A 23,703-nucleotide genomic window follows, 5' to 3' on the forward strand; every position below is an offset into this window, starting at 1 on the left:
GCGCTCACACGCTCCCTTCCACAGGCTGAGCGGCCGGATCGCGCACGAGTCCGGTCAGTCCGCGGCGATACATCAGCTTCAGCAAATGCAACGCCCGCGTGCAGCCGACGTACAGCAGCTTGGCGTCGCCCGGACCGTACTGCTCGTCGTCCGCGTCGGGGATGAGCACCGCATCGAATTCCAACCCTTTGGACAGGTAGACGGGCACGACCGTTACGCCCCCGTCATACGCCTGGTTTTTCGCCTGCAGCAGCGACGCGTCCACGCCTTCGTCTCGCAGCTGGCGATGCAGGCGATCGCTCTCGGCGGCCGTCCTCGCCAGCACCGCGACCGTCTGGATATCCGGCCGCTCGCGCCAAGATCGCACGGTAGCCGCAATCGCCTTCGCCGTCTCTCCCTCGTCCGTCCGCTCCGTCTCGACCGGATCCCCGCTGCGGAACACGGGCCTTGCCGGCTTCGCGCCGCCGGACATGCCGGCCAGCACGCGGTTCGCGAACTCGATGATTTCCATCGTAGACCGGTAGCTGCGATCCAGCTCGAAGTAGGCGGTGTCGCCCTCGTCGAAGACGTCCGTGAGCTCCGACCAGCGGCTGACGCCGGCATAATCGTGAATGCCTTGCTGCAAATCGCCCAGCACCGTCATGGAGGCGATGCGTTGTCTCTCCTTTAACACCGCCAGCTGCACGGGGGAGTAGTCCTGCGCTTCGTCGATGACGATATGGTCGTAGGCCGGCGTGTCTGTGCCATAGAGCCGGGCATGGATATAGACGAGCGGAGCCAGGTCTTCGCGCTCAAACGTCGGCAGCTTGCGCTTGGTCTTTTTGCCCTCTGCCGCACCGGCCGCGGCAGGGAACGTCTCCGCGTAAAATTGGGCGGCCGTAAACGCGGGCATCTTGGCCGCGTACGCCTTCCACCGGGCGTTCGCCTTGGCCTTCACGTCCCGCTCGCTCCACCGCTCCCGGCCGATCTCGATTTCCATCCATCGCTTCATCCGGTTCAGCAGCCGTTCCCGCTTCTTCATGAGCGGATCGTCCGCGAGCTCCTCGGCGAACCAGCCGCGGATCGTATCGGCCGCCAGCATATGACGGTCGTCCGGACTGAACGGCTCGTCCGGTACGAGCCGGGATGCAAGCGCGCCAAGCGCCTGGTCGATCTCCTGCAGGAAGCCCAGCTCCCCTTTCGCGCGGGCGGAAGCGCTCCGCTTATCCGCTTCGGTCACCGGCTGCTCGAACCACCGCTCGAACGCTTCTGCGGGATCGCGCAGCGCGACGTCGTCGCCGAGTTGATCCAACGCCCAATCCTCGAACGTCGTCTGCTGGATGTCGCCGACGCCCAGCTCCGGCAGAACCCCTGAGATATAATTCAGAAACATTTTGCTTGGCGCGAGGATCATCATCCGGTCGGGTCTGACGCGGTCCTTGTAGCGGTAGAGCAAGTAAGCGAGCCGGTGCAGCGCCACGGTCGTCTTGCCGCTGCCCGCCACACCCTGGATGAAGACGGCTTTGTTTTTGTCCGTCCGGATAATGGCGTCCTGCTCCTGCTGAATCGTCGAGACGATGTCGCGGAGCTTGTTGTCTTTGCTTTCCCCGAGCTTGTGCAACAGAAACTCGTCCGTTACCGTCCCTTGATCGGAACCTTCCGCATAGCTGTCGACGACGCGCTGCAGCTCTCCCTGCCGGATCAGCAGGTTGCGCTTGAGCGAAATCGTGCCTCCGACCTCCCCGTCCGGAGATTCGTAGGACACATTCGGATCGCCGCCGGAGAAGGCGTAAAACAAGCTGGAGACCGGCGCACGCCAATCGACGACGAGCAGTTCCGCCCCCTCCTCCTCGCCGACGCCGTGCTTCCCGATATAAAGCGCGGATGGCTCCGCTTTGCCCCGTTCCGCGAAGTCCAGCCGGCCGAAGTACGGCTCCCGCCGCGCGATTTCGAGCCGGGCCTTGCGATCCTGGCGATGCGCGTCGAGCAGCTGCTCCGTATAGTCTTTGCCGGTATAGCGGGGACCGATGCCCGCGATCTGCCTCTCGATTTCTTCCAGCGTTCGGTACAAGTTCGTTCGCTCTTCGCGAAGCTTCTGATCCTCTGACAAGATAGGCCCTCCCTTGGTTATCCGTCCTAGCGTCCCGACATCGGCCGCGCGGGCGATTCGGGGGTCGCAAACGGCGGCATCCCGCCCTCTTCCGGGCGGCGAAGCCGCAGCGCGCTCGTTTGACGGATGATATTTGTGGTTAAACATACAATAAAACCGATGCTTCATTCGGAGACGAGGGGTGTTTGCGAAATGAAATACGTGAAAATCATGGTGGCTTATGATGGCTCGAACCTGTCCCGCAAAGCCCTCAGCCATGCGGCGCAGCTCGCCGAAAGCTACGGATCCCGGATGCTCGTTCTGCACGTCTACCAGGTGCCGATCGTGAACAACGGAGACTTCATGCTGACGCTGCCGCCCGATTGGAGCCAGCAGTATATGCAGCATTCGTTTAACGTATTGGAAGAAGCCAAAGGACTCGTGCCCCCCCAAGTCGAAGCCGAGTTCAAGCTGGTCGACGGCGAGCCTGCCGAGACGATCCTTGAGTTCGCCACGGACGAAGGCTGCGACCTGATCGTCATGGGCAGCCGCGGCCTCGGCGGGATCCGCGAGTTCATGCTCGGCAGCGTCAGCCATAACGTGATGCAGCACGCCAAGGTGCCGGTCTTGATCGTCAAATGACGAAAATGCGTCTCGCAGCGCGCGCGAACAGTCCCTCCCCGGACCGGGGAAGGGACTGTTTTTTATGAAGACGGGGCTAGCCCGACCTCGCGGCGCCAACAAGCCTCTACATTAGAGCGAGAGCGCCGCTCTCGCCGCTTGAACAAGCTGATCGAACAAAGCGTCGTTCTCGTCGAGCTCGTCGTCGACCGCTTCGATCTCGTCGTCATCCCCGGATTCGGAAGCGAACAGCAGCGAATAGCTCCATTCCTTGCCCTTCTTGCTCTGCAGTACGATTTCGTAGGGCACTCTATGACCTTCCGCCTCGAACTGAACGCGCCCGACGTAGCCTTCTTCCTCGTCGCGGCGCATTTCGGCATGCAAAATACGCAGCTGCAATCCGAACGCCTCCCACACACCAAAGTAGATCTCCATCTTAGCAGATTTAGACGGCCCAGATCAAAGCGTCCAGAAGCGCTTGCGCTTGTCCAGCCCCGAAAAATGAATATTTTCTTATCTGTTTTTCATTTTCACGCCTTTTTGCGCGGCTCCCAAGCAACCGCTTGCTTAATGGGAAATGGAGGGGAAAAAGGATCTGATATAGTGGTCTCATTCCCAAATCGTTAGGAGGAAACAACATGATGAACAACATGCGCATCTTCAAAACGATTACCGCCGCGGCGATCGCTTTGACCCTCCTCTTCGGAGGCGTAGCCGCGTTTGCGCCGACGCAGAAAGCCAGCGCGGCGTCGGCTTCCACCAGCTCCAAAGCTTCTCGAATCATCGCCCTGGGCAAAAAGTACATGGGCGTCAAATATGATTTCGGTGCGAAGACGGGCAACACCAAAACGTTCGATTGCTCTTCCTTTACCCAGTACCTGTACGGCAAATACGGCGTTAAGCTCCCTCGCACCTCCAATGCGCAATCCAAAGTCGGTAAGTTTGTCTCCTACAAAAACCTGAAGCCGGGCGACCTCGTCTTCTTCTATTCCCCGGTGCATCATGTCGCCATCTACATTGGCAACGGCAAAATTATGCACACGTACGGCAAGCCGGGCGTCACGATCTCGAACCTGAAATCCGGATGGTGGAAAGATCATTACAAGACGGCCAGACGCGTTTTGTAACGTTTAGCTCTAATCGCTTTCTAATCACCAGTTAAAGCCGCTCTATTCGAGCGGCTTTTTCGTCCATTGTTTATGCTGTTCCCGAAGCTTGAGCTTGCCGGTGTGCACCAATTTCACCTTGACGCGCAGCTCGAACGGGAGCCGCTCGAACGCGACACGCTGCGCCCGCAGCTTGCGCCATTCGGTCAGATGCCAGCGATAGACGGCCTCTTCGGCGTTGAACATATCGATTCCTCTCGCGCGTCCGAGCGCGATCGCTTCCTCCAGATCCTTCCGGATCGATCGCTCCGCCTCCCGGATCAATTCCTCGTCGGTTGTTTGCTTCAACATCTCGTGCACATACGCGTTTACCGTCAAACGAAGATGAAAAGCGGGCTTCCCGCCGCGGGGGGCGTAGCGCAGCTTGAACGTGTTTTTTTTGACGACGAGCACGGCGAGCACCTCCGAGTTCCCGCTAACCTTCAGAAACGTACGGGAAGCGTCGGAGCGAACCCAACGCATGCCTCTCATCTGTTCGTTCGACAGGTATCCTTTGTCCATTCCTCTTTCTACGGCAAACGCGCCGTCGTACATCAGAAATCGCGGATGCTGATCACCCTGGATCCAGCTCCGGTCGTTGATCCTCAGGTTCGGCAGCAGCGTCGTGCTCGCCTCCGAGTGATACTCCCTCACGAAAGCCTGCAGACTCATCGGGGCAACATACGGCTTGCCCGGCCCCCGCGTCACCGGCTGGTATAGAAAGCTGTACAGCGGAGATTCGAACAAGCGGTCGGACGAGAGGATCTTCTCCGGATTCTCCGTCGTGCCGATCAAATTGATGTTGTAGCGAACGGCGCGGCTGCGGTTGATACCATCCAGCACCTCGTCCATATGCCCGAGCGTCCGTTCGGTCACGATGATCGTCATGAGGTGATCGAGCGTAGGCGCAAGCTGCGAGCTGCGATACATTTCGTTTAGCGCCAGATGCACGGTCGGACCTTGGCCACTCCCGATGAACGTCTTCATCCGCGAGCCCCCGGCGCCTTCCATTTTCGCGACGTCGGCCATGTTGATCAGGGCGGCTTGGACGGTATAGCGCTTGTTCGCCGCGTCGTAGTCGACGCCCATGCTCGTGAAATAGTTGCTCTCCTGAATCGGCGTCACGTCCCAGCAGGCGGCGAGCAGCGCGCAGGCGACGAGCGGCAGTAGCAGCTTCATCGTCGTCGGCATCGGGCTTCACCGCCGTTCAGGGGACTTAGGCCGCGGCCCGAGCGGGTTGTGCAAATATTTGGTTGGAAACCGAACAAACGCATACCAGAACGACTTCCACCGGATCGGCGCGAGCGGCGCCAGATAGGGCACGCCAAACGAGCTGAGCGATGCCAGGTACAGCAGAATGGCGAACATGCTGACGAAAAAACCGAACATCCCGAGAAAGGAGCTGGCGATGACGACTCCGATCCTCATCAAGCTGACCGAGCCGAGCAGCGTCTGGTTTACGAGCGTAAAGGACGTGATGTTCGTAATCGCCGAGACGACGAGCATCGTCGGGGACGTTAAGCCCGCGCGGATCGCGGCGTCGCCGACGATGATCCCGCCCACGACCGCCACCGTCTGTCCGACGGCTTGTGGCAGGCGCAAGCCCGCCTCGCGGAACAGCTCGAACATGCCGAGCATGAAGAACATCTCCATCGTCGTCGACATGGGGAGCCCCGTGCGGGACATGACGATCGTCGACAGGAGCGGAAACGGAAACTGGTCGATGCTGAACGCGGACAGCGCGACCCAAAAGCCGGGCAGGGCCAGCGTCGTCACAAGGCCAAGCAGCCGGAGAATCCGCTCCACGGTCACGTAATAATACGAGTTGTGGTTGTCCTCGGCCGACTTCAGCAGATTGTACAGATTGGCCGGCGCCGTGTAGCCGATCGGCAAGCCGTCCACGAGAAAGGCGACCCGCCCGGCGATCAGCGACCGGACGATGAAGTCGGGTCTTCCCGTATAGCCGATTAACGGAAACAGCGAATTCGAACGGTCGGCGATGAGCTCCTCCCATTGGCCCGACCCGTAGACGACCTCCGCCGTTACTTTGCTCAGCCGGCGCCGTGCCTCCTCCACGAGGTTTCCCGGCGCCGCCGACGCCATGTACAGCAGGGCGACGCGGGTTTGGCTCTCGGATCCGAGCCGGTACTGCTCGACCTTCAGATCCGGCGTTCGCAGCCGCTTGCGGATCAAGGTCAAATTCACGTACAGCTCTTCGATCAGGCCGTCGCGGGGACCTTTCACGGATAATTCCGTGCTGGACTCCTCCGGCATGCGCTCGGGCAGGTTGGAGATCGAATAGTCGTACAGCCGACCGCCGGCGAACAGGATCACGCTGCCCGAAAACAGCTGAGCGAACACCAGCTTGCGCTGGCGCTCGTCGTCCGCGGCCAGAGGAACCGAAGCGAGCGGCGGGACGAAGCCCCGTTCGTCGGCCAGGCCGGCCCGAACTTCGGGAAGCAGCTTCTGCGTATAAAGCGTTCCGTCGATCATCCGCTCGGTATAGGCGATCACCGCGCTGCGTTCGCCGATGGCGATGCGTTCCAATCGGACGTCCCCGCAATGCGCGATCGCCGAGTCGAACCACTCAAGCCCGGTTCGCACCATCGGCCGCCCCTCCTTTCCGGCGCAAGCTCGCCAGCAGGAACAGATAGATCGATAACGCCGCCATCACGGCGAGCGAGACCGGCATCCACATGCCGAACCACCGGTACTGCTGCGCGTCTCCGAACGGGATGATGCAAAGCGCCACGAGCAGCGCGCCGATCGCGATCAGCGCCACGATCCGCCGCCCCGGCGTCCGCAGGCGGAGCAGGTCCAGAACCAGGCAGAGCGAAGCGGCCGTCCGAACGAACGCCCCGCTCAGCCACTGGAAGATCGCGAAAAAATCGACATGTTCGATATACTTGCCGATGCGGACGAGACGCCACTGGGCGTAGGCGGGAAACCGGAGCGCCGTCGCTTCGTAAACGCCGAATTCGGTCGTCGCGCCGATGACCGGTCCAAGGCAAAGGCATGCGACGATCAAACCGGTTGCGTACAGATGCACCGGCTTGAACGGCTTGGTCGTGTAATGGCTCAGCAGCGCGAAGACGAGAAGCTCGACGAAACCGCTGCCGACGACGATCATCCCGTCGACGATCGGCTTGTAGCCGTATTCGAAAATCGGGAACAGCTGCCGGTAATCCTTCCGGTCGGCGTTGGCGCCCGATACAAAAAAACCGAGCGCGATGACGACCGGCAGCAGGATGCAAGAAAGATAAACGATGACGTGAAAGCCTTGGTAAGCGGCAAAGGCGCACAGCAGAACGAACACGACCGAGGTGACCGAGACCGGCGTGGACGGCAGATAGGAACTCGTTCCCCAAGTCATCGTATCGACGACCGTGACGACCGACGTGCAAAGCAGAAAAAGAACCAAAATCCCGACGGTGAGGGATCTGGCGAACGTCCCTCCCTTTCGCTGCAGCCAGTCGTTCACGCTGACGGTGCCGATGTCGCGGACGATGCGATAGACGAGGAAAAGCCATCCGAGCAAGACGACCGTCGTCGCGAGCACCGCGACCCAAGCGTCTCGGCCGGAGGCGTCGAACAGCAGAGGCAATATGATGACGTGATTAAGCAGACCGACGGACAGCAGGACGGTCGATATGGCGGAAATGCGGCCGACGCGTACCCAGGACATCATGCGGACTCCTCCTCCGGTATTTTACCGTTTCCCGGAATCGGAAGAAATATGCGTCATGAGGCTGGGAGGCGACGGCCGGGGAGGGCCTAGCGATCGTCGCGCGTCAGCTTCAGCAATCGGGAGAGGACATCCGAGCTGGAGAAGTCCTCCCCGAGGAAGACGGCGACGTCCGGGATTTCCTTCTGCGGCGTGATTCGCAGAAAGTCCGTTTCGCGATAGGCGTACTGGAACAGAAAGCGGCTCGCCGTATCGGTAAAGGTGACGATCCCTTTCGCCCGGTAGACGCCCCCCGGCAGCTCTCGCAGCATCCGCTCGAAGTCGACGCTGTTCACCGGACCGCTCAGATAATGCGTCAAAACGTTCACGTGATCGTGCGGATGGGCGTGATCGTGCAGATGGGCGTGATCGTGCAGATGGGCGTGATCATGCAGATGAGGGTGCGCATGAGCATGATCGTGCGGATCAACCTTTTGGTGATCGATATTATGCGATCCAGCGGGATGCCGATGAAGCTGTTCATCCCCATGCGCATGAACTTCTAAATGCGGGTCCAGCCCGGACGATTCGTCGTAGGCGAGTCCGACCGCCTGCGGCATCCGAGGGCTTGCGCCGGGCAGCGCCCGCTCGACCGCCTCCGGATTCACGTCGCAGCGCACCGCAGGCAGAATCGGGGCCGCCGCGTTCCACTCCCGGAGCTGTGCCGCCAACTCCGCCAGCTCGGCCTCGCCGACGAGATCCGTCTTGTTCAGTACGAGCAGCGAAGCGCCGCGGATCTGCTCCCGCATCAACCGCAGCGTCTTGCCGGCGCCGACGCGTTTCCGGTCGAGCAGATGGCAGGCGTCCACGACCGTGATCAGGCCGCGGAGCTCCAGACGCGTGTACATAGCCGCCTCCGTCACCGCGTCCATCATTGCGAGCGGCTCCGCGACACCCGTCGATTCGATCCAGACGGTATCCGGCCGATACGTCTCGATCAATCGCATCAGCTCGAGGCCGAGGTCGGCTTTGATCGAGCAGCAGATGCAGCCTCCCAGCATTTCCGCCATCGGCACGTCGCGGTCGACGAGCAGTCCGTCAAGGTTTACCTCCCCCGATTCGTTCATCAATACCGCAACCTTTTCCCCGCGAGCCTTGGCATCTGCCAGCATCCGCTGCAGCATCGTCGTCTTGCCGCTGCCGAGAAATCCGGTCAGCGCGAATACGTTCACCGCGCTTTTCTCTCCCATAAGGCGGTCTCCCTTCCCTCTCCCTATCATTCCGCAGTCCCGGAAATAACGGCCCAGCCTCCTGCAGTCCTCTCCATGCTTCTCAGTTCGATTTTTCGCATACATGAGTCCACTTTCCCGCGGAAAGTCACGATTCTATTCGCTTTTTCGAATACAATCGACCAATTCGCCCCTGGTTGGCAGCGCTCTGTTCGATATTTCGAATACATACGGCAACTTGTCCCCCAGGGACAGCGCTCTGTTCGATTTTTCGAATACGTACGGCCGCAAGCCGAACTTGCCAGATAGATCCCGATTTCCCGCGTTTAGCGAACCCGCTCCGTCCAACAGCGGTATTCCTATACGTGAAAACCCCGGAAGCGCCGCTTCCGGGGAAGATCCAATGGCGTTATCTCCGCAAAGACGCATAAGCGGCCCGAATCGGCTCCACGCATTCCGGCGCTTCGTTCGACCGGTCGTTCACGTAGGCGCCCACCGGATAGCCGATCAGCTCTCCGCTTTCGAGTCGCCGGATGTGCGGATAGACGCCGCGGTACTCCACGTTGCCTTCGGACAGCCAGGCGTCGATCCCCGCTTCGTCGAGAATCGCGGGCATCCGTTCCGCGCAGCCGGCGACCTGATCGTTCGGCGCCGTCGTCAGCATCGTGTAGGCGCGAATATCGCCGCCCTCGACCCTGGGCCAGATCTCGTAAAAGCCCGGAACGGCGAACGTCCGCCGGTCGCGAAGGACGAAATGGACCGGCTGGTTCACCTTGCCTTGCGTCCGCCAGCCGTAAAATCCGCTGATCGGGATGACGCACCGCTGCTTGTTGAGGATGCGTTTAAAGATCGGACGGTCTCCGATCCCCTGCCCGTCGGCGTTGACCGCGTCTTTGGACCAGTAAGGCATGAGTCCCCACCGCAGCGTATCCAGGATCCGCTCTCTTCGGTCTTCGAAGATGACAGCGGCGGACTGCGTGGGCGCGATGTTGTAGCGGGGCTTGTAGCTGCCGACGACATGGCCAATGCGAAAGCGTTCGACCAGATCGGGCAGATCGGCGACAAGCGAAATTCTTTGACACATGGGAGGCACCGCCTTCTTTCGTTTCCTCCCATTATTTGCTTGTCCCGCGAAAATATGCGTCTACGCGCGAACGTCTTGCGGGTGACCGTCTTGGACGAGCGCGACCGCCGCGGCGTTGGCTTCGACTTGGGCGACATCCTTGCAGCCGGGAATGACGGTCGTGACGGCCGGATGCCGAAGACACCAAGCCAGCGCCCATGCTGCCATATCGGTCCCTTCGGGAACCTCGCTGCGGCCGATCTCCTCCACCTCGCGCAGCAGCCGGTCCTGCTCGTCCGCGTCGCGCCGGGACCGAACGTCGTCGCTGCCGAAGCGGTCGCCGGGCTTGTACTTGCCGCTCAGGAAGCCGCTCGCGAGCGGCACCCGGGCCAGAACGCCGAGGCGCTGCTCCACGCACGAAGGAAACACCGCTTCCTCCGGCGCCCGGTCCAACCGGTTGTAAACGACCTGAATGGCCTCGGCCCCGACCGCGGTCGCCCGCGAAGTCTGGTGGACGTTCCGGTTCGAGCCGATCGAGATGCCGAGGTGGCGGATTTTGCCCACTTCGACCTGACGGTTCAGCGCGTCCCACAACGTGTCTGAATCGAATGCCGCATCCGGGCCGGAATGGAACTGGTACAGGTCCACGTAATCCGTCTGCAGCGCCCGGAGGGACTGTTCCAGCTGGCGGACCACATCCGCCGGCCCGAATTCGTCCGTCCGTTCGAACGGACGGTGAAAATGGTGGCCGAACTTCGTTGCCAGCACCCATTCCGAGCGATTGCTCCGAATGGCGGGACCGATGAGAGATTCGGACAGATGATCGCCGTAGCATTCGGCGGTGTCGATCAGATTGATGCCCAGTTCGCGGGCGCGGCCGAGAATGGCGTCCGCCTCGCGTTGCTCGTACGAGCGACCCCACTCGCCGCCAAATTGCCAGGTGCCCACGCCGACGACGGACACGTTCAACCCCGTCGAGCCCAAAGTCCGGTATTTCATTCTGCGCCGCCTCCTAGGTTCAGCCTTCGACCAGAACCGCCGTGCCGCTGACCGCAACCATCAGCATGCCTTCGCGCACGACCTCGTAGTCCACGTCGACCCCGACGATCGCATTGGCGCCGAGACGCTGCGCCTGCTCCACCATCTCGCCGACGGCGATATCGCGCGCCTCCTTCAGCTTGCTCTCGTAGGAGCCCGATCGTCCTCCGACAACGTCGGTGATCGAAGCCATGAAGTCGCGAAAAATATTCGCCCCCATGATCGTCTCGCCGTTCACTAATCCGTAATATCTCGCGATGCGGTAGCCTTCCACGTTCGGTGTTGTCGTGACTAGCATGCCGATGACCTCCATTGACTCTCGAGATAATGAATTTCGACCTCATTTTACCATACCCCAAGATCGCAGCCAAACGGGCGCCCTAGGATAAATACCGGGGCGCTCCTCCTCCGTACTGGTTCAAATATTGCATCTTGGCCAGCTCGCGCATCTCGTCGTCGAAACCGTCGAGCTCGTGCAGCAGAGACAGGCGCTCGGACTCGCTGCGTTCGCCGCCGGCGTAGAGCAGCCACTGCGCCAGATCGTCGGCGGCGCGCGTCCGGTCGAACATGCGGTGATAAAACAGCGAAGCGCGCTCGAGATACGCCTGCGCTTCGAACGGACTGAGGGCGAGCGACCGCGAGTAGGCCGCGATGGCTTCGTCGTTGCGGTCCATACGCGCCAGCACGGTGCCTAAATTGAACGCGCCTTCGGCGTCGTCCGGCTGCTGCGCGGCATAGGCGCGGCAGTCCGCCAGCGCCGAGGCGTAGTCGCCCAACCGAAAATAAATAACTCCCCGCAGCCTGAGGATGCGCGTTTGCCCGGCATCCAGCGCGAGGCCGGCGTCGCAGTCCGCGAGCGCCTCCTCCGGCCGGTCCATGGCGAGCAGGCAGCGGGCGCGCCGCTCATACAGCAGCGCGTTCTCCGGATCGAGCCGGATCGCCTTGCCGAACGCCTCCTCGGCGAGCTCTTTGTTATCCATACCGATGTAGAGCTCTCCCATGGCGAACGCCGTCCGGCTCTCCTCGGCCAGGTTGACGTCAGCCTGGACGGCCGCCTGCAAATCCAGCATCGCGTCCTCGTAGCGGTCCGCCATGTAGCGGGAGAAGCTTCGGCGCATGAGGAAGTCCGCATTGCCGTCCAGGGCGATCGCCTTCGTATAAGCCGCCTCCGCCCGGTCGAACCGGGAAGCGTCGATCGCGAGCTCCGCCTGCTGCTTCCAATTCAACGGGTCGTCCGGCTCGAGCTCCGTCAGCAGTCGGCTGCCCTGCCAGGCTTCGTCGGCACGGCCGGCGTCGCGCAGGACGTCCACTTGCCAGAAGCGGACGACCGTATTGTCCGGAAATCGCCGCTTGGCCTCTTCCAGCACGTTCAGCGCCTCGGGCCATTGTTCGAGCTTCCGGTAGATGGCGCACTTCTCCATATAGGCCGGAAGCCGGTCCGGATACCGGGCGATGACGAGATCGAACTGCGTCAGCGCTTCGTCGATATGCCCGCTTTCGCGGAGCAGCCCGCCTTTCCGGTTCAGCAGCTCCTCCGCGTCCGGATATTCGTCGAGCCCTTGCACGACGGCGGCCATCGCGGCATCGGCGTCGCCCAGCCGCTCAAGCAGCCGCGACTGCTTCAGGCGGAAGCCGTACTCGCCGTCGACCTGCGCCAGCGCCTGTCGCACGCCTTCGAACGTATAGCCGGTCCGACGCCTATAATAGAGCAGCCCGCGGTCCGTCTGCGCCCGCAGGCGGGCCTGCTGCTCGGCGGCCAAGCCGACCTCGGCCAGCGCTTCGCGGATCTTGCCGGCCGCCTCCAGCGCCTCGCCGAGGCGGAACCGCTGCAGCGGCACGGCCCTATCCGGATCAGCCACCGCCTCCCGGTAAGCTGTGACCGCGTCCGCGGGCCTTCCGAGTCTGGCGTAAAGGTTGCCGAGCTCGTACTGAACCGTGCCGCGCTCGTGTCGGCCTGCGCGGTGCAGCGCCTCGTTCAGGTCGCGGACGGCCGCCTCCTCCTTGCCGAGATCGGCCGCCACGACGGCGCGAACGTACCACAGCGTATAGGAAGACGGATCGAGGCGGATGGCCTCGTTCAGGTCCGACAATGCCTCCTCGGGCCGATCGATCTCGTGGTAAATGCGGGCTCTGCGCTCGTAAGCCGCGGCATTCGGACTTGCTTCGAGCAGCCGCGTCAGCGCCTGGAGCCCGCGCGCCGTATGGCCGGCTCCGTGCAGCAGCGCGGCGTATTCGACGATCGCGCGCGGCTCCATTCGCGCGGTCCCGAGCTTCTCGTACCAGTACAATGCCCGTTTGGCGTTGCCCTTCCTGCGGTTGTGCGCCGCCAAACGATGCATGATGCGTTCACGGATGCGCATGGCGTCCCTCCTGGCATGCAAGTAAAGCGATCCCCGAACGGGCCGGGCCAAGATTGCGCCGCGGCCGAAGCGAAAGAAAGCTGCCGGGACCGTCCGGCAGCTCTCTCATTGCGAATGTTCGTCCGACGCCGGTATGTCTTCCTCGACGGCATATTCGTAATCGTCGATATCGAATACTTGAACGGGGATGCTGTTCTGCACGACTTTGTCTTGAAACTCGATATGGTCCGTGAGCACGGGACATTGCAGACGGAGCGAAGCAAGCACCAGCTCCGTCTCGATCGGATCGAGCATTTCCCCGTACTGCATATTCTCGACGGCGTTCACGACGATCATCGTGACGTTCTCGTTGATCGGCAGCGGGGGGCTTTCCTTCCAAGGCGCCATCAGGGCGCGCTCGAGCTTCTTTTTGTTGAACGGATCTTCGAAATAGGCGATCATTTCACCGATTTTGCTTTTGACATGGCGGTCGTCGTCCGGGTCCGGCATGACGGGCTCCGGGCTGTCCTTCATATCGTAAAGCTCCATGATCGTAGAGTAAGGAATCCTGTATTCGACAGGACGTTTCGGCAGAAGCAGCTGGCCATATATGGCGATCATGACCGCCTCGATGACAAAACGTCGATTCATCTTCGCTAGTCCCTCCTAAAAAGCGGCAAATGACCGTTTGCACATTGTTTCCCATTATATCATAAATTCGCGTCTGCCATGCCAGCGTATAAGATATAATATGCACAGATCGCGACGCAAGACAACCATTCCGCCGCAAAGGAGTCGTTTACGCATGCCGGAATTGAGCTTGGATCGGTTCGCCGCTCTGCGAGCGGAACGCGAACTGTCGATCTTTCGGGACGAGATGCTGGCGGCCGGCTACCCGGCCTTTTACGCATTCGTCGAGCAGTTCAGAGCCGTTCTCAAAGGCTATGCAGACGAGGAAGTTCCGCGCGTAGGGGAGCTGATCGAGCAAGGCAGGAAAACATTCCCGGACCCCGGCCGGTTCAGCCCGTCCTGGGCGCGCGTGTGGGAACAGTTCGAGAGCATCGCCGCCGCCAAAAACGAAGCGCTCGCCGCGGTCCGTCCGGCGGACCGGACCGGCGAATGGCAGGTGCTGATCGACAACCCTTACCGTCCGCAGCAGGTCGTCTGCTATCCCGAGTTGAGCTTCCTGGACGCCGCCTACGCCTACGGCTATTTCCGCCTCGAGCTGGAGCCGAATGAAGTTTTGAGGCTGCAAAAGGTGGAGCTTGCGCTGCGTGCGCAGGGAGAGCGCGCGGGCGCCGCGATCCGGTTCGATTAATCGGCCTACCCGTTCGGGAAAGATACGGTAGGGCCGGCGAAAGAATGTCCGCCCCGCATCTTCACCATCATCCATTTTATGCGGCTGCGTAACGTCGGCATCGACGTTTGTCCGCTTTGCGTACGAAAAGGCCGATTTGGACGGGTACCTCGCCGTCCGATCGTTCGTACCGAACGGCTGGCCCGCCCGTTTAAGCCCGACGCGGCACTTATTCGGACAGAGGAGGCGAAACATCCCTTGAAGACGGACATCCAAAGCCGGACGGCGCCGGACATGGCCGCTTTCCGGTCCGGCGTCGAACGCGCGAAGATCGCGACTTGCTTCGTTCATCAGGGCGGAACGGACCTCTACGCCTACGCCAAGAACGGCAAGTCGGAACAAGCGCTGCACCGGCTCAACTCGATCACGAAGAGCTTGCTCGCGCTTTTGATCGGCATCGCCCTCGAACGCGGCGAGTTGGACTCGCTCGACGCCCCCGTCGCGGCGTGGCTCCCGGGCGTTCCCGAAGACAAGCGCGCGATTACGCTGCGGCACTTGATCACGATGACGGACGGCCTCGACTGGCCGGAATGGGGCGACTGGGACGGTCAGCCGACGCCGATGTACGACAGCCCGAACTGGGTGGCGTTCGTCCTGGGGCGTCTGGTGAAGGCCCCGCCCGGCGCGGCGATGGCGTACAACTCGGGCTGCTCACAGCTGCTAAGCGCCGTCCTGCAGCGGGCGACGGGCTTGACGGCGGAGGCGTACGCCGCCCGGCACCTGTTCGCGCCCCTCGGCATCGAGGACTGGCTCTGGCTCTCCGATACGCAGGGTATCGTCATCGGCGGCTTCGGCCTGTCCCTGAGAGGGCGGGATCTGTTCAAGCTCGGCCTGCTCATGCTGCGCCGCGGGCTTTGGGAAGGGCGCCAGCTCGTGCCTGCGGCGTGGATCGACCGGATCACCGCTCCGCTTCACCATACGTACGACCATGTCGGCTCTTACGGGTATCATTGGTGGATCTATACCGGCGGCACGTCCGAACCGGCGTCACCGCGTACGTATTTCGCAATGGGGTACGGCGGGCAGTACTTGTTCGTCGTCCCCGAGCGCGAACTCGTCGTGTCGTTCACCAGTCATTTATATCATAAAACATTTATGCCATTACATTTATTTGCGGAAACGTTTTTGCCCGGCGTTCCACATTCATCCACGCCCCGTTAACCTCCACGAGACAAGCACGAAGAGGACGGAGCCTTCTCCGCCCTCCTGCCTTCGCGCCGTTCCGCCTTATGCGGCAGTGCACGACCGCATGCATTTCTCCGCTTCCGCTCCTACTCCCGCTCTTCCGCATGCAGCTCGCCGTCCATCAGGACGACGCGCAAGCGCGGATCGTTCCGAAGCTTCACGTTGGCCATTTTCGCCTCGTGTTCGTCGAGCTCGCAGAGCCGCCAGCGGCCCAGCTCCTGTACCTGCTCCCACTCCGACTTCAGTCGGTCCGTCCGTTTGGCGTTGCCGGCTTCCGGCGGCAGATACAGCCCGGCCCGCCCGAGCGCCGCGAGGCGTTCCTCATCGTCCGGCGGCGACGGCCAGAGCAAAACGCCGTAGTACCGGAGCTGATAGCCGTTCGTCTGCATCGCGGCGAGCAGTTCCCCCGTCACGACATGCTTGAGCGCGTAGACCGTCGTCACAGGTACGGACTCTCGTGCTTCGCCTTCAGCATGCTCCAGCGGCGCTCGATTTCCCCTTCGAATTCGCGAAGCGTCTCGGCGTACTCCGGCTTCGAGAGATGCCTCGTCTTGCCCATCATCTTCAGCCAATCCGCGACAGGCACCCGTTTGCCTTTGTCTTCCGGATTGTACGTGATGTTGGTGACGCCGCGCTCGACCTCGTACAGCGGAAAGAAGCAGGAGTTCACGGCTTGCTCGATGATCGTCGCCCCGTCCTTGTCGTCCGACAGCCAGTTGAGCGGGCACGTGATCAAAATTTTGCCGTACACCATGCCGACGTTTTGCGCGTACCATTGCGCTTTGGCGGCCTTGCGCAGCAAGTCCTGAGGATTCGCCTCGCTGCCCGTGAACACATAGGGGATGTTCGTCGAAGCCATGATTTGGGCCGTGTCCTTATGGTGGAACACTTTGCCTCCCTGCTTTTTGCCGACGTTGGACGTCGAGGTGCGGTGGCCGATCGGCGTCGAGTAGCTGAGCTGCGCGCCGGTGTTCATATAGCCTTCGTTGTCGTACTCGAGGATGATCAGGCGATGGTTGCGCAGCGCCGCCCCGATCGCCGGCCCCATGCCGATGTCCATGCCGCCGTCGCCCGTAATCATGACGAACGTAAAGTCGTCCTTCAGGCCGAGATGGTCCAGCTCGCCGCGCCGCTTGCGCTCGTGAAACATTTCTACGACGCCGGAGAGCGTCGCCGCGCCGTTCTGGAACAGGTTGTGGATGTAGGTGGCTTTGTGCGCGGAGTACGGATACCCCGTCGTCACGACCATCGCGCAGCCCGTCTGGAACAAGGCGACGATATCGCCCTCGATGCCCTTGAAAAACAGCTCGAGACCCGAGAAGATCCCGCAGCCCGGACAAGCGCCGTGGCCCGGCGCGATGCGCTTCGGCTTCTTGGTCAGCTGGCGCAGCGGCGGGACGCGGACGTTCACCTTGCCGGAGGCTTCGTCCGGCGTCACGGTGATGAGGCCGGTCTTCAGATCCTCGTATTTCATCGGCTCGAGTACCGGCTTCGGCGCCTTAGCCGGATCGCCCGGCGTATGGCCGTGATAATCGAATGGCCGCTCGACGAATCCTTTGGCCGCCGCGTCGATCGCGAATTCGAACAGCTTCAGGCCGTCCTCCGCGTAAAAGTCTTTGCCCCCGAGCCCATAGATCCGGCTGATGACGAGCGTGTCGCGGTTGCCGTGCGTGTGGAGCGCCGCGCGCACTTCGTTCACCATGTTGCCGCCGTGTCCGCCGTACGAGTCTGCACGATCGCCTACGGTGAGCGCCTTGACCCCGCGGAGCGCCTCGGCGATCGCTTGTGCCGGGAACGGGCGAATCAGGTTCGGCGAGATCGCGCCCGCCTTGACGCCGTTCGCGCGAAGCTGGTCGACGACGTCTTTGATGATCTCCGCGGACGAATTCAGGAGGAATACCGCCACCTCGGCGTCATCCATCCGGTACAGGTCGAGCACCGGATAGTCGCGCCCCGTCAGCTCCGCGTACTCCCGGCGGATCCGGTCGTATATCTCCTCCGCCTTGTACATGGCCATCGATTGCTGATAGCAGTTGTTAATGTAGTCCGGCTCATTCATGTAAGGGCCGACTGTGATCGGATGTTCGCGGTCGAGCGCGTGCGCGAAGCCCTCCGGCGGTCGCTCGCCGACGAACTTCAGCACGTCGTCCCGATGCGCGAACGTGTGCACCCTCCGCTTCTGGTGGCTCGTAAAATAGCCGTCCGAAGCGACGAGCACCGGCAGCCGGACTTCCGGGTCCTCCGCCAGCTTCAACGCCATCAGATTCATATCGTACACCGCCTGGGGATCGCGGCAGAGCAGAATCGGCCAGCCCGTATTGAGCGCGAAGTACAGATCCGAGTGGTCTCCGTGGATGTCTAGCGGCCCCGATACCGACCGGCAGACGAGATTCATCACCATCGGAAACCGCGTCCCCGACTGCACCGGCATTTGCTCCAGCATATACAGGTAGCCGTTCGCGCTCGTCGCGTTGAAGACGCGGCCCCCGCCGGCCGAAGCGCCGTAGCATACCCCGGCGGAGCCGTGCTCGCCATCGGCAGGAATGAGTACGATGTCGTGCTGCCCGTTCGCCTTCATCAGATCGAGAAATTGCGCCACCTCGGTCGAAGGCGAGATCGGAAAGTAGCCCATGATGTGATAGTTGATTTGATGCGCGGCATAGGCGGCCATCTCGTTGCCCGATTCGTAGACGATCCGCTGTTCGACGCTGCCCGCCGGCCCCATTTCCTTGCGAATGTCGAGTGCCATAATCCGTGCTCACCCTTCCTCATCTTCGGAAAATTGGCTTCAGATGACCAAGTTGAACCGGTGCGCGACCCGGTGGGCGTCCGCGTAACCTTCCTCCTCCAGCTCGCTGGACAAGGCGTCGGTCGGACACGCCTGCACGCACTTCAGACAGCCTTTGCAGTACTGATAGTCGATCCCTTGAAGAAACATCTGGGGACGTCCCTTCTTATCCGGGAGCTCCTCCCAGACGAAGCAAAAATCGGGGCAAACGTTGTCGCAGGCGGCGCAGTGGATGCACTTGTCGTCGGCGAAGTGCGGCATGCGGCCGGCGCGGGAAATACTGAGATCCTTCAGGATGCTGTTGCCGGGGTTCGTGATCATGCCGCCGATCGGCTGAGTCTCGTAGCCCAGTACCGGCGTATCCATCCTCACGAAGTCGGGCATCGATTCGCCTTCCGGCAGCGCGAACGTCCGGAACTTCACCTCGTCGTAGCCCCGGTCGAACGTGCGGAGCGCGGGCTGTACCGCACCCGGGTATTTCTTTTCGAGCGAACGCGTGATGACGCCCTTCATGAAGGCCGGGTCCAGGAAGCCGCACAGCCGGAACAGCCCGCCGAGCATCGCCATGTTGACGCGATTATCTTCCTCGAGCGAGATGCCCGTCGCGTCGACGACCGCGATCGTACCTCCTTTCAGCTTCAGCTGCGTCTGCAGCGCTTCGGGCGTTTTTTTGGAGTTGACAAGGACGATGCTGTCTTCGTACATGCCGGAAATGACGTTGTTCGTGCGCGAGAGGTTCTCGTGGAAGATGCCGATGACATGGGGCCGTTCGACCGGCGAGGTGTCGCGGATCCGCGCGTCGGCGGCGCAAAAGCGGATGTGGGCCTTGACGGGGGAGCCTTTCTTCTCGGAGCCGTAGGAGCTGAAGCTGACGCCGTTCAATCCGGCGCCCATGACGCCGGCTTCGGCCAGCATCTTGCCGGCCAGGTTGGCGCCGAGCCCTCCGATCGATTCCAAGCGGATTTCAAAAAAGCCGAGTCCGTTCGTCTTTGGTAAGTTCGCCATGATGCCGCTGATTCCCCTTTCGCGTAAGGATGAACGTGAAATATGGAGATAACCGTGAGCATGGTGCGAAAGACGTGATCGTGTTTACAATTCGCGATCGTTCGCACAATTCCTTCCAGATCGCGCAAGTTTCGCGAAAACGCTTACGGGACGGACGTCCTCGCAGGTCCGCCCTGCAGGCGCTGCAGCTCCCGCCAGCCGATCCGCACGATCCCTTCGGCGGCCAGGATGCGCCGCACGTCGGGGTCGCGCCAGAAGATCGCCTCCATCGCCCGCTTTTCCCAGGCGGGATTGAAGGCGCGGAGCTCGTCGGTGCCGTAGGCGGGATGCGTAATCCATTCCGTGACGCCGGGGCGCAGCGCGCGAATCGTCGCGATGCCTTCTGCCTTCATCGTCTCGTACGTCTCGCCGCAGGCGAGCCCGTAGTCGAACCCCGTACATTCATCGGGCAGCGCAATGCCCCGCTCCTCCGCTTGACGGACGCGTTGGCGAGCGTGCGCTTCGACATCGGGCGGGAGGGACCGCCCTCCGATTCCCAACGGCCGGCGGGGCAGCCGGAACGGCAGGCCGTACGTTGCGCATAGATCAAAGGCGATCTCCAGCAGATCCCGGCCGGTATCCAGGCCGTAAAGGCTGCCCATATGGTTGTCGGCGTGGCTGAGCCGGATCCCGGCACGGAGCGCCGCTTCCGTCTGCGCGGCGAGCTCCTCGCGCACCTCTTCGGGATCCGCCTGAAGCTCCGTCTCCCGGGTCGTCCGGCACAGCCACCCGCTCCGGTCGGTCAGACTCGCGGTGCGCCCGGCTCGGTTTAACGGTCCCCACCGGTACGGCGCCCACTCGCTGTTCAGCGTCCAATGTATGCCTACATCGGCACGCGACAGCCCGCGTACGGCCGCGGCGGCGGCGGGCGACCAGGGGCAGGTCATCATGATCGTCGCCGAATCGACCGCTCCTTCCGCCAGCAGATTCGCCACCGCTTCGTTGGAGGATCGGCAGAGGCCGAAATCGTCCGCGTTGACGATGAGCAGCCGATCCGTTTTGCCGTATCCCAACCGTTCGGACGTAAGCACCGGTCGTCGCCTCCTCCTTTATCGTATGACGGGTTCCCCTTTCTATTGCAGGTTGATATAATGGACCTCGCTTGGAAAATATGACTGATCGTTGCAAAGGAGAACCGTTCCGATGTCCACCTCCGCCGCGAAGGCGCTCTCGCTCACGCCGGCCAGCCGCCTGGCCGCGATGACCAGCATCATTATCGCCATGCTCATCTCCTCGATGGATTCCACCATCACAAACACGACGATGCCGCATATCGCCGAGGAGCTGCGCGGGGGCATGAGCTTCTATGCCTGGACTTTCACCGCTTACATGATCTGCTGCACCGTCATGACGCCGATCGCCGGGCGGATTTCCGACCTGTTCGGCCGCCGCGTCGTCTTCTCGGCCGGTCTTATTCTGTTCCTCGTCGGTTCGCTGCTTTGCGGCTTGTCCCATAGCATGCTTCAGCTCGTGCTGTACCGCGCGCTTCAAGGGATCGGCGCCGGTCTGATCACGCCGTTTCCGATCATCATCGCTGGCGACCTGTTCTCGATCGAGCAGCGGGGCAAAATCCAGGCGATGTTCACGGCGATGTGGGGTCTGTCCGCCGTACTCGCGCCGATGCTCGGCAGCCTGTTCGTCGAGACCGTCGGCTGGCGCTGGATCTTCTGGGTGAACATTCCGCTGTGCGTGCTGTCGTTCGTCCTCTTGCTCGCTTACAAGGAGCCCTATCAGCCGAAAAAAGCGTCGGTCGACATCCTGGGCGCCGTCCTGTTCACGATCGGGGTAAGCCTGCTTCTGTCCGTTACGATCGTCGACAGCTACCAATTCGCATATGCGGCCGCCGGCGTTGTCGTGCTCGTCCTCTTTTTGCTCTACGAGCGGCGGCACGCTTCTCCCATCCTGCCGCTGTCGCTGTTCCGCATCCGGCAGCTGCGCTGGATGACGCTAAATACGTTCCTGGGCTGGACGGCGTTATTCGGTACGTCCGCATATGTTCCACTGTTTCTCCAGACCCAAGGATACTCGATCTTCACGAGCGGCCTCTCGCTCATCGGCATGTCGATCGGCTGGATGATCACGGCCGTGCCCGCCGGCAAATGGATCTTGCGGTACGGCTATCCCCGGCTCGTCCTGATCGGCAACGTGCTGCTCGTCGCTTCGGGCATCCTTTTGCTGTTGTTCCGGGACGGAACGACCTTCTTCTACGTGACGGCGACGATGATCGTCCAGGGACTCGCATTCGGGCTGCTTTCAACCGTCGGCACGATCGGCTCGCAGCAGCTCGTCGGTCCTCACGAGAAAGGCGTGTCCACGTCGATGCTCATGTTCTCCCGCAACATCGGCAACGTCATCGGAATTACGATCATGGGCGGGCTGCTGAGCGCGGCCGGCGCCGACCAAGTGTCCGGGATCGTCGACCTGCTGCGCTTCGGCGCCGCGGCGAGCGTTCTGGCGCTGGCCAGCGCCTTTCTCCTGCTTTCCCGTCAAACACGCTGACCGCCTCCGATTCCGGAAGCAATCCCGTACATGCCAAAAAAAGCCTGCAAACGCCGGGCCAAGGCCCTGATTCGCAGACATTCGAACAAGCCCTATCTACACAAGCTGGCACCGGAACTCCACCGGTGTCAGCTTGTTCCATTTCTGATGCTTTTGTTCGTGATTACGGCTCGTAGATCATCTTGCGCGTCATCCCGCCGTCGACGATCAGATGCATGCCGGTGACGAACGTATTGTCCGGATCGGTCAGGTAAAAGCATGCGCGCACGATATCGTCCGGCGTGCCGACACGCCCGGCGGGATGCTGCGCGTGATCCGCTTCCCGCAGCGTGGCGTAATCTCCCGTCTCGATCCAGCCGGGGCTGATCGCGTTTACGCGGATCCGATCCGGGCCGAGCGAGAGCGCGAGCGCGTGGGTCAAAGAGACGATGCCGCCCTTTGTCGCCGCGTACGCCTCCGAGTTCGGCTCGGATTGAACCGCGCGGGTGGAAGCGATATTCACGATCGCCCCGCCGCCCTGCTTCATCGCCTTGGCCGCTTCCCTCGCGCAAAGGAAGGCGCCGCGCAAGTTGACATTAACGACGCGCTCCCATTCGTCGATCTCCAGCTCGTAGGGCGACTTCCAGATGCCGATCCCCGCGTTATGAACCAAAATGTCGAGTCGTCCGGCGAAATCGGCGGCTTCGTCGATCAGCCGGGCGGCCGCATCCCGTTCGTTCAGGTCGCCCGGCACGAACCGCGCTCGCCCGCCTTCCGCCTCGATCTCGGCCGCGAGTGCTTCTCCGCCGCTCCCCGCGACGTCGCCCAGCACGACCGTCGCGCCCGCCCGCGCATAAGCACGGGACAAATGGCGCCCGATGCCCCCTGCCGCTCCGGTGACGACCGCTGCGAGCCCTTTGAAATTCGGCGTCATCGCCCGCCCTCCCACTTTGCGAGCCGGCGTGTCAGCGAGTCGCGCCAGCTGTCGGCGAGCGCCTCCACGTCGAGCAGGCGGCGAATGCCGTCCGTATCTTGTTTGTCCTTGTGCATGATTCGGTTCGCCTCGGCGACCGTCATCCCGGCGGGATCGCGCGACACGAGCGCGAGCGGTCCCGGGCGCACGCGGCCCGGCTCCAGCACCCGCAAGTAAAAGCCGGTCGCGCCCGTCTCGATGACGAGCGCGGGCAGCTCGTCGACGCCCCATTTCATGGCGAGCTTCCAGCATGGGACGCGCGGCTGGCTGACTTGCACGCGGGCGGTTCCGACGGCAAAGACGTCGCCGATCCGCACGTCCGTTTCGACAAGCTCGTCGACCGTGAAATTTTCGCCGAACGCGCCGAATTCCAGCGATTGACCGAGTACATCCTCCCAATAGGCGTAGTGCCGGTAAGCATATACGCACACGGCTTTGTCCGGACCGCCGTGATTGACCATATCGGCCTGCTCGTCGTCCGAGAGGCCCGTCCATCCCAGATCGATCTCTTGCAGCACCTGGCGCTTGCCGATACCCGAACGGGCGGGCTTGCCTTTGTATTCCCGCTCTACCGCCCTGCCGACATTGACGGATAGCAGCGGATAGGACAGCGGAGACTGGATTGCGGACATTCGCGATCACCTTTCCTCTATATCAGATCTTTCCATGCATAGGCATCGATCCCTCGACCCACGCTAATCGTGGCGTCGA

General features: G+C 61.9%; 22 protein-coding genes. 5 read left to right on the plus strand and 17 right to left on the minus strand.

Annotated elements, in window-relative coordinates; all coding sequences use genetic code 11:
• Window positions 1–4: 4 nt before the first annotated feature.
• The gene (locus LKX83_RS08595) at window positions 5–2,089 is read right to left on the minus strand and encodes a HelD family protein (protein WP_227881764.1); all 2,085 of its coding nucleotides are present in this window, start codon (window positions 2,087–2,089) and stop codon (window positions 5–7) included.
• 192 nt (window positions 2,090–2,281) lie between these two features.
• Between LKX83_RS08595 and LKX83_RS08600 the strand changes: the two genes are divergently transcribed.
• Window positions 2,282–2,710, plus strand: coding sequence for a universal stress protein (locus LKX83_RS08600; protein WP_227881765.1), 429 nt, complete (start codon window positions 2,282–2,284; stop codon window positions 2,708–2,710).
• A 111-nt stretch (window positions 2,711–2,821) separates the two neighbouring features.
• Here LKX83_RS08600 and LKX83_RS08605 read toward each other — a convergent pair whose 3' ends face one another.
• Window positions 2,822–3,088 (minus strand): hypothetical protein, encoded by a 267-nt coding sequence (locus LKX83_RS08605; RefSeq protein ID WP_227881766.1) that lies wholly within the window; start codon window positions 3,086–3,088, stop codon window positions 2,822–2,824.
• A gap of 242 nt (window positions 3,089–3,330) precedes the next feature.
• On the opposite strand from LKX83_RS08605, the gene LKX83_RS08610 reads away from it, so the two are divergent.
• Window positions 3,331–3,816: a C40 family peptidase gene (locus LKX83_RS08610; RefSeq protein ID WP_370639054.1), complete on the plus strand. Its 486-nt coding sequence runs from the start codon at window positions 3,331–3,333 to the stop codon at window positions 3,814–3,816.
• Window positions 3,817–3,858: 42 nt separating this feature from the next.
• On the opposite strand, the gene LKX83_RS08615 is transcribed toward LKX83_RS08610, so the two are convergent.
• From LKX83_RS08615 to LKX83_RS08655, 9 genes are all read right to left on the minus strand, one after another.
• Entirely contained in the window at window positions 3,859–5,025 is a 1,167-nt protein-coding gene (locus tag LKX83_RS08615) for a Ger(x)C family spore germination protein (RefSeq protein ID WP_227881768.1), read from the minus strand.
• 6 nt (window positions 5,026–5,031) lie between these two features.
• A complete protein-coding gene (locus tag LKX83_RS08620; RefSeq protein WP_227881769.1) occupies window positions 5,032–6,441 on the minus strand; it encodes a spore germination protein in 1,410 nt (469 codons plus the stop codon).
• Window positions 6,422–7,522 carry a GerAB/ArcD/ProY family transporter gene (locus LKX83_RS08625; RefSeq protein WP_227881770.1) on the minus strand — a complete coding sequence of 367 codons (1,101 nt, stop codon included), beginning with the start codon at window positions 7,520–7,522 and terminating at the stop codon, window positions 6,422–6,424. Before LKX83_RS08625 ends, LKX83_RS08620 begins: the two co-directional genes overlap by 20 nt.
• 86 nt (window positions 7,523–7,608) lie before the next feature.
• Window positions 7,609–8,748 (minus strand): CobW family GTP-binding protein, encoded by a 1,140-nt coding sequence (locus tag LKX83_RS08630; protein ID WP_227881771.1) that lies wholly within the window; start codon window positions 8,746–8,748, stop codon window positions 7,609–7,611.
• A 388-nt stretch (window positions 8,749–9,136) separates the two neighbouring features.
• On the minus strand, window positions 9,137–9,811 hold the full coding sequence (locus LKX83_RS08635) for an SOS response-associated peptidase (RefSeq protein WP_227881772.1): 675 nt from the start codon (window positions 9,809–9,811) through the stop codon (window positions 9,137–9,139).
• A 60-nt stretch (window positions 9,812–9,871) separates the two neighbouring features.
• A complete protein-coding gene (locus LKX83_RS08640) occupies window positions 9,872–10,789 on the minus strand; it encodes an aldo/keto reductase (protein ID WP_227881773.1) in 918 nt (305 codons plus the stop codon).
• A 19-nt stretch (window positions 10,790–10,808) separates the two neighbouring features.
• Window positions 10,809–11,126, minus strand: coding sequence for a YbjQ family protein (locus LKX83_RS08645; protein ID WP_227881774.1), 318 nt, complete (start codon window positions 11,124–11,126; stop codon window positions 10,809–10,811).
• An 82-nt stretch (window positions 11,127–11,208) separates the two neighbouring features.
• Entirely contained in the window at window positions 11,209–13,188 is a 1,980-nt protein-coding gene (locus LKX83_RS08650) for a tetratricopeptide repeat protein (RefSeq protein ID WP_227881775.1), read from the minus strand.
• Between the two features lie 105 nt (window positions 13,189–13,293).
• Window positions 13,294–13,818, minus strand: a complete 525-nt coding sequence (locus tag LKX83_RS08655; RefSeq protein ID WP_227881776.1) for an ADP-heptose synthase — start codon at window positions 13,816–13,818, stop codon at window positions 13,294–13,296.
• A gap of 154 nt (window positions 13,819–13,972) precedes the next feature.
• On the opposite strand from LKX83_RS08655, the gene LKX83_RS08660 reads away from it, so the two are divergent.
• A complete protein-coding gene (locus tag LKX83_RS08660) occupies window positions 13,973–14,485 on the plus strand; it encodes a hypothetical protein (protein WP_227881777.1) in 513 nt (170 codons plus the stop codon).
• Between the two features lie 237 nt (window positions 14,486–14,722).
• Window positions 14,723–15,685: a serine hydrolase domain-containing protein gene (locus LKX83_RS08665; RefSeq protein ID WP_227881778.1), complete on the plus strand. Its 963-nt coding sequence runs from the start codon at window positions 14,723–14,725 to the stop codon at window positions 15,683–15,685.
• A 110-nt stretch (window positions 15,686–15,795) separates the two neighbouring features.
• On the opposite strand, the gene LKX83_RS08670 is transcribed toward LKX83_RS08665, so the two are convergent.
• From LKX83_RS08670 to LKX83_RS08685, 4 genes are all read right to left on the minus strand, one after another.
• A complete protein-coding gene (locus LKX83_RS08670) occupies window positions 15,796–16,152 on the minus strand; it encodes a hypothetical protein (RefSeq protein ID WP_227881779.1) in 357 nt (118 codons plus the stop codon).
• Window positions 16,149–18,458, minus strand: a complete 2,310-nt coding sequence (locus LKX83_RS08675) for a thiamine pyrophosphate-dependent enzyme (protein WP_227881780.1) — start codon at window positions 18,456–18,458, stop codon at window positions 16,149–16,151. Before LKX83_RS08675 ends, LKX83_RS08670 begins: the two co-directional genes overlap by 4 nt.
• 39 nt (window positions 18,459–18,497) lie before the next feature.
• On the minus strand, window positions 18,498–19,502 hold the full coding sequence (locus LKX83_RS08680; protein WP_227881781.1) for a 2-oxoacid:acceptor oxidoreductase family protein: 1,005 nt from the start codon (window positions 19,500–19,502) through the stop codon (window positions 18,498–18,500).
• 143 nt (window positions 19,503–19,645) lie between these two features.
• The gene (locus LKX83_RS08685; RefSeq protein WP_227881782.1) at window positions 19,646–20,572 is read right to left on the minus strand and encodes a polysaccharide deacetylase family protein; all 927 of its coding nucleotides are present in this window, start codon (window positions 20,570–20,572) and stop codon (window positions 19,646–19,648) included.
• 112 nt (window positions 20,573–20,684) lie between these two features.
• On the opposite strand from LKX83_RS08685, the gene LKX83_RS08690 reads away from it, so the two are divergent.
• A complete protein-coding gene (locus LKX83_RS08690) occupies window positions 20,685–22,040 on the plus strand; it encodes an MFS transporter (protein WP_227881783.1) in 1,356 nt (451 codons plus the stop codon).
• Between the two features lie 163 nt (window positions 22,041–22,203).
• On the opposite strand, the gene LKX83_RS08695 is transcribed toward LKX83_RS08690, so the two are convergent.
• Together LKX83_RS08695 and LKX83_RS08700 are read right to left on the minus strand one after the other, a co-directional pair.
• Entirely contained in the window at window positions 22,204–22,953 is a 750-nt protein-coding gene (locus tag LKX83_RS08695; RefSeq protein ID WP_227881784.1) for an SDR family NAD(P)-dependent oxidoreductase, read from the minus strand.
• Window positions 22,950–23,624: an MOSC domain-containing protein gene (locus LKX83_RS08700; RefSeq protein WP_255654416.1), complete on the minus strand. Its 675-nt coding sequence runs from the start codon at window positions 23,622–23,624 to the stop codon at window positions 22,950–22,952. The genes LKX83_RS08695 and LKX83_RS08700 overlap by 4 nt, the downstream gene beginning before the upstream one ends.
• Window positions 23,625–23,703 lie beyond the last annotated feature (79 nt).

Origin of the sequence: Cohnella baijiui (assembly GCF_020731285.1) — a bacterium.
In the GTDB taxonomy this organism is placed as follows: domain Bacteria; phylum Bacillota; class Bacilli; order Paenibacillales; family Paenibacillaceae; genus Cohnella.

Excerpts from the sequence above, each read along its gene's own strand:
- LKX83_RS08600 (WP_227881765.1), top strand. The coding sequence starts at position 2,282 with ATGAAATACGTGAAAATCATGGTGGCTTATGATGGCTCGAACCTGTCC.
- LKX83_RS08610 (WP_370639054.1), top strand. The coding sequence starts at position 3,331 with ATGAACAACATGCGCATCTTCAAAACGATTACCGCCGCGGCGATCGCT.
- LKX83_RS08615 (WP_227881768.1), bottom strand. The coding sequence starts at position 5,025 with ATGCCGACGACGATGAAGCTGCTACTGCCGCTCGTCGCCTGCGCGCTG.
- LKX83_RS08620 (WP_227881769.1), bottom strand. The coding sequence starts at position 6,441 with ATGGTGCGAACCGGGCTTGAGTGGTTCGACTCGGCGATCGCGCATTGC.
- LKX83_RS08625 (WP_227881770.1), bottom strand. The coding sequence starts at position 7,522 with ATGATGTCCTGGGTACGCGTCGGCCGCATTTCCGCCATATCGACCGTC.
- LKX83_RS08630 (WP_227881771.1), bottom strand. The coding sequence starts at position 8,748 with ATGGGAGAGAAAAGCGCGGTGAACGTATTCGCGCTGACCGGATTTCTC.
- LKX83_RS08635 (WP_227881772.1), bottom strand. The coding sequence starts at position 9,811 with ATGTGTCAAAGAATTTCGCTTGTCGCCGATCTGCCCGATCTGGTCGAA.
- LKX83_RS08640 (WP_227881773.1), bottom strand. The coding sequence starts at position 10,789 with ATGAAATACCGGACTTTGGGCTCGACGGGGTTGAACGTGTCCGTCGTC.
- LKX83_RS08645 (WP_227881774.1), bottom strand. The coding sequence starts at position 11,126 with ATGCTAGTCACGACAACACCGAACGTGGAAGGCTACCGCATCGCGAGA.
- LKX83_RS08650 (WP_227881775.1), bottom strand. The coding sequence starts at position 13,188 with ATGCGCATCCGTGAACGCATCATGCATCGTTTGGCGGCGCACAACCGC.
- LKX83_RS08655 (WP_227881776.1), bottom strand. The coding sequence starts at position 13,818 with ATGAATCGACGTTTTGTCATCGAGGCGGTCATGATCGCCATATATGGC.
- LKX83_RS08660 (WP_227881777.1), top strand. The coding sequence starts at position 13,973 with ATGCCGGAATTGAGCTTGGATCGGTTCGCCGCTCTGCGAGCGGAACGC.
- LKX83_RS08675 (WP_227881780.1), bottom strand. The coding sequence starts at position 18,458 with ATGGCACTCGACATTCGCAAGGAAATGGGGCCGGCGGGCAGCGTCGAA.
- LKX83_RS08680 (WP_227881781.1), bottom strand. The coding sequence starts at position 19,502 with ATGGCGAACTTACCAAAGACGAACGGACTCGGCTTTTTTGAAATCCGC.
- LKX83_RS08690 (WP_227881783.1), top strand. The coding sequence starts at position 20,685 with ATGTCCACCTCCGCCGCGAAGGCGCTCTCGCTCACGCCGGCCAGCCGC.
- LKX83_RS08695 (WP_227881784.1), bottom strand. The coding sequence starts at position 22,953 with ATGACGCCGAATTTCAAAGGGCTCGCAGCGGTCGTCACCGGAGCGGCA.
- LKX83_RS08700 (WP_255654416.1), bottom strand. The coding sequence starts at position 23,624 with ATGTCCGCAATCCAGTCTCCGCTGTCCTATCCGCTGCTATCCGTCAAT.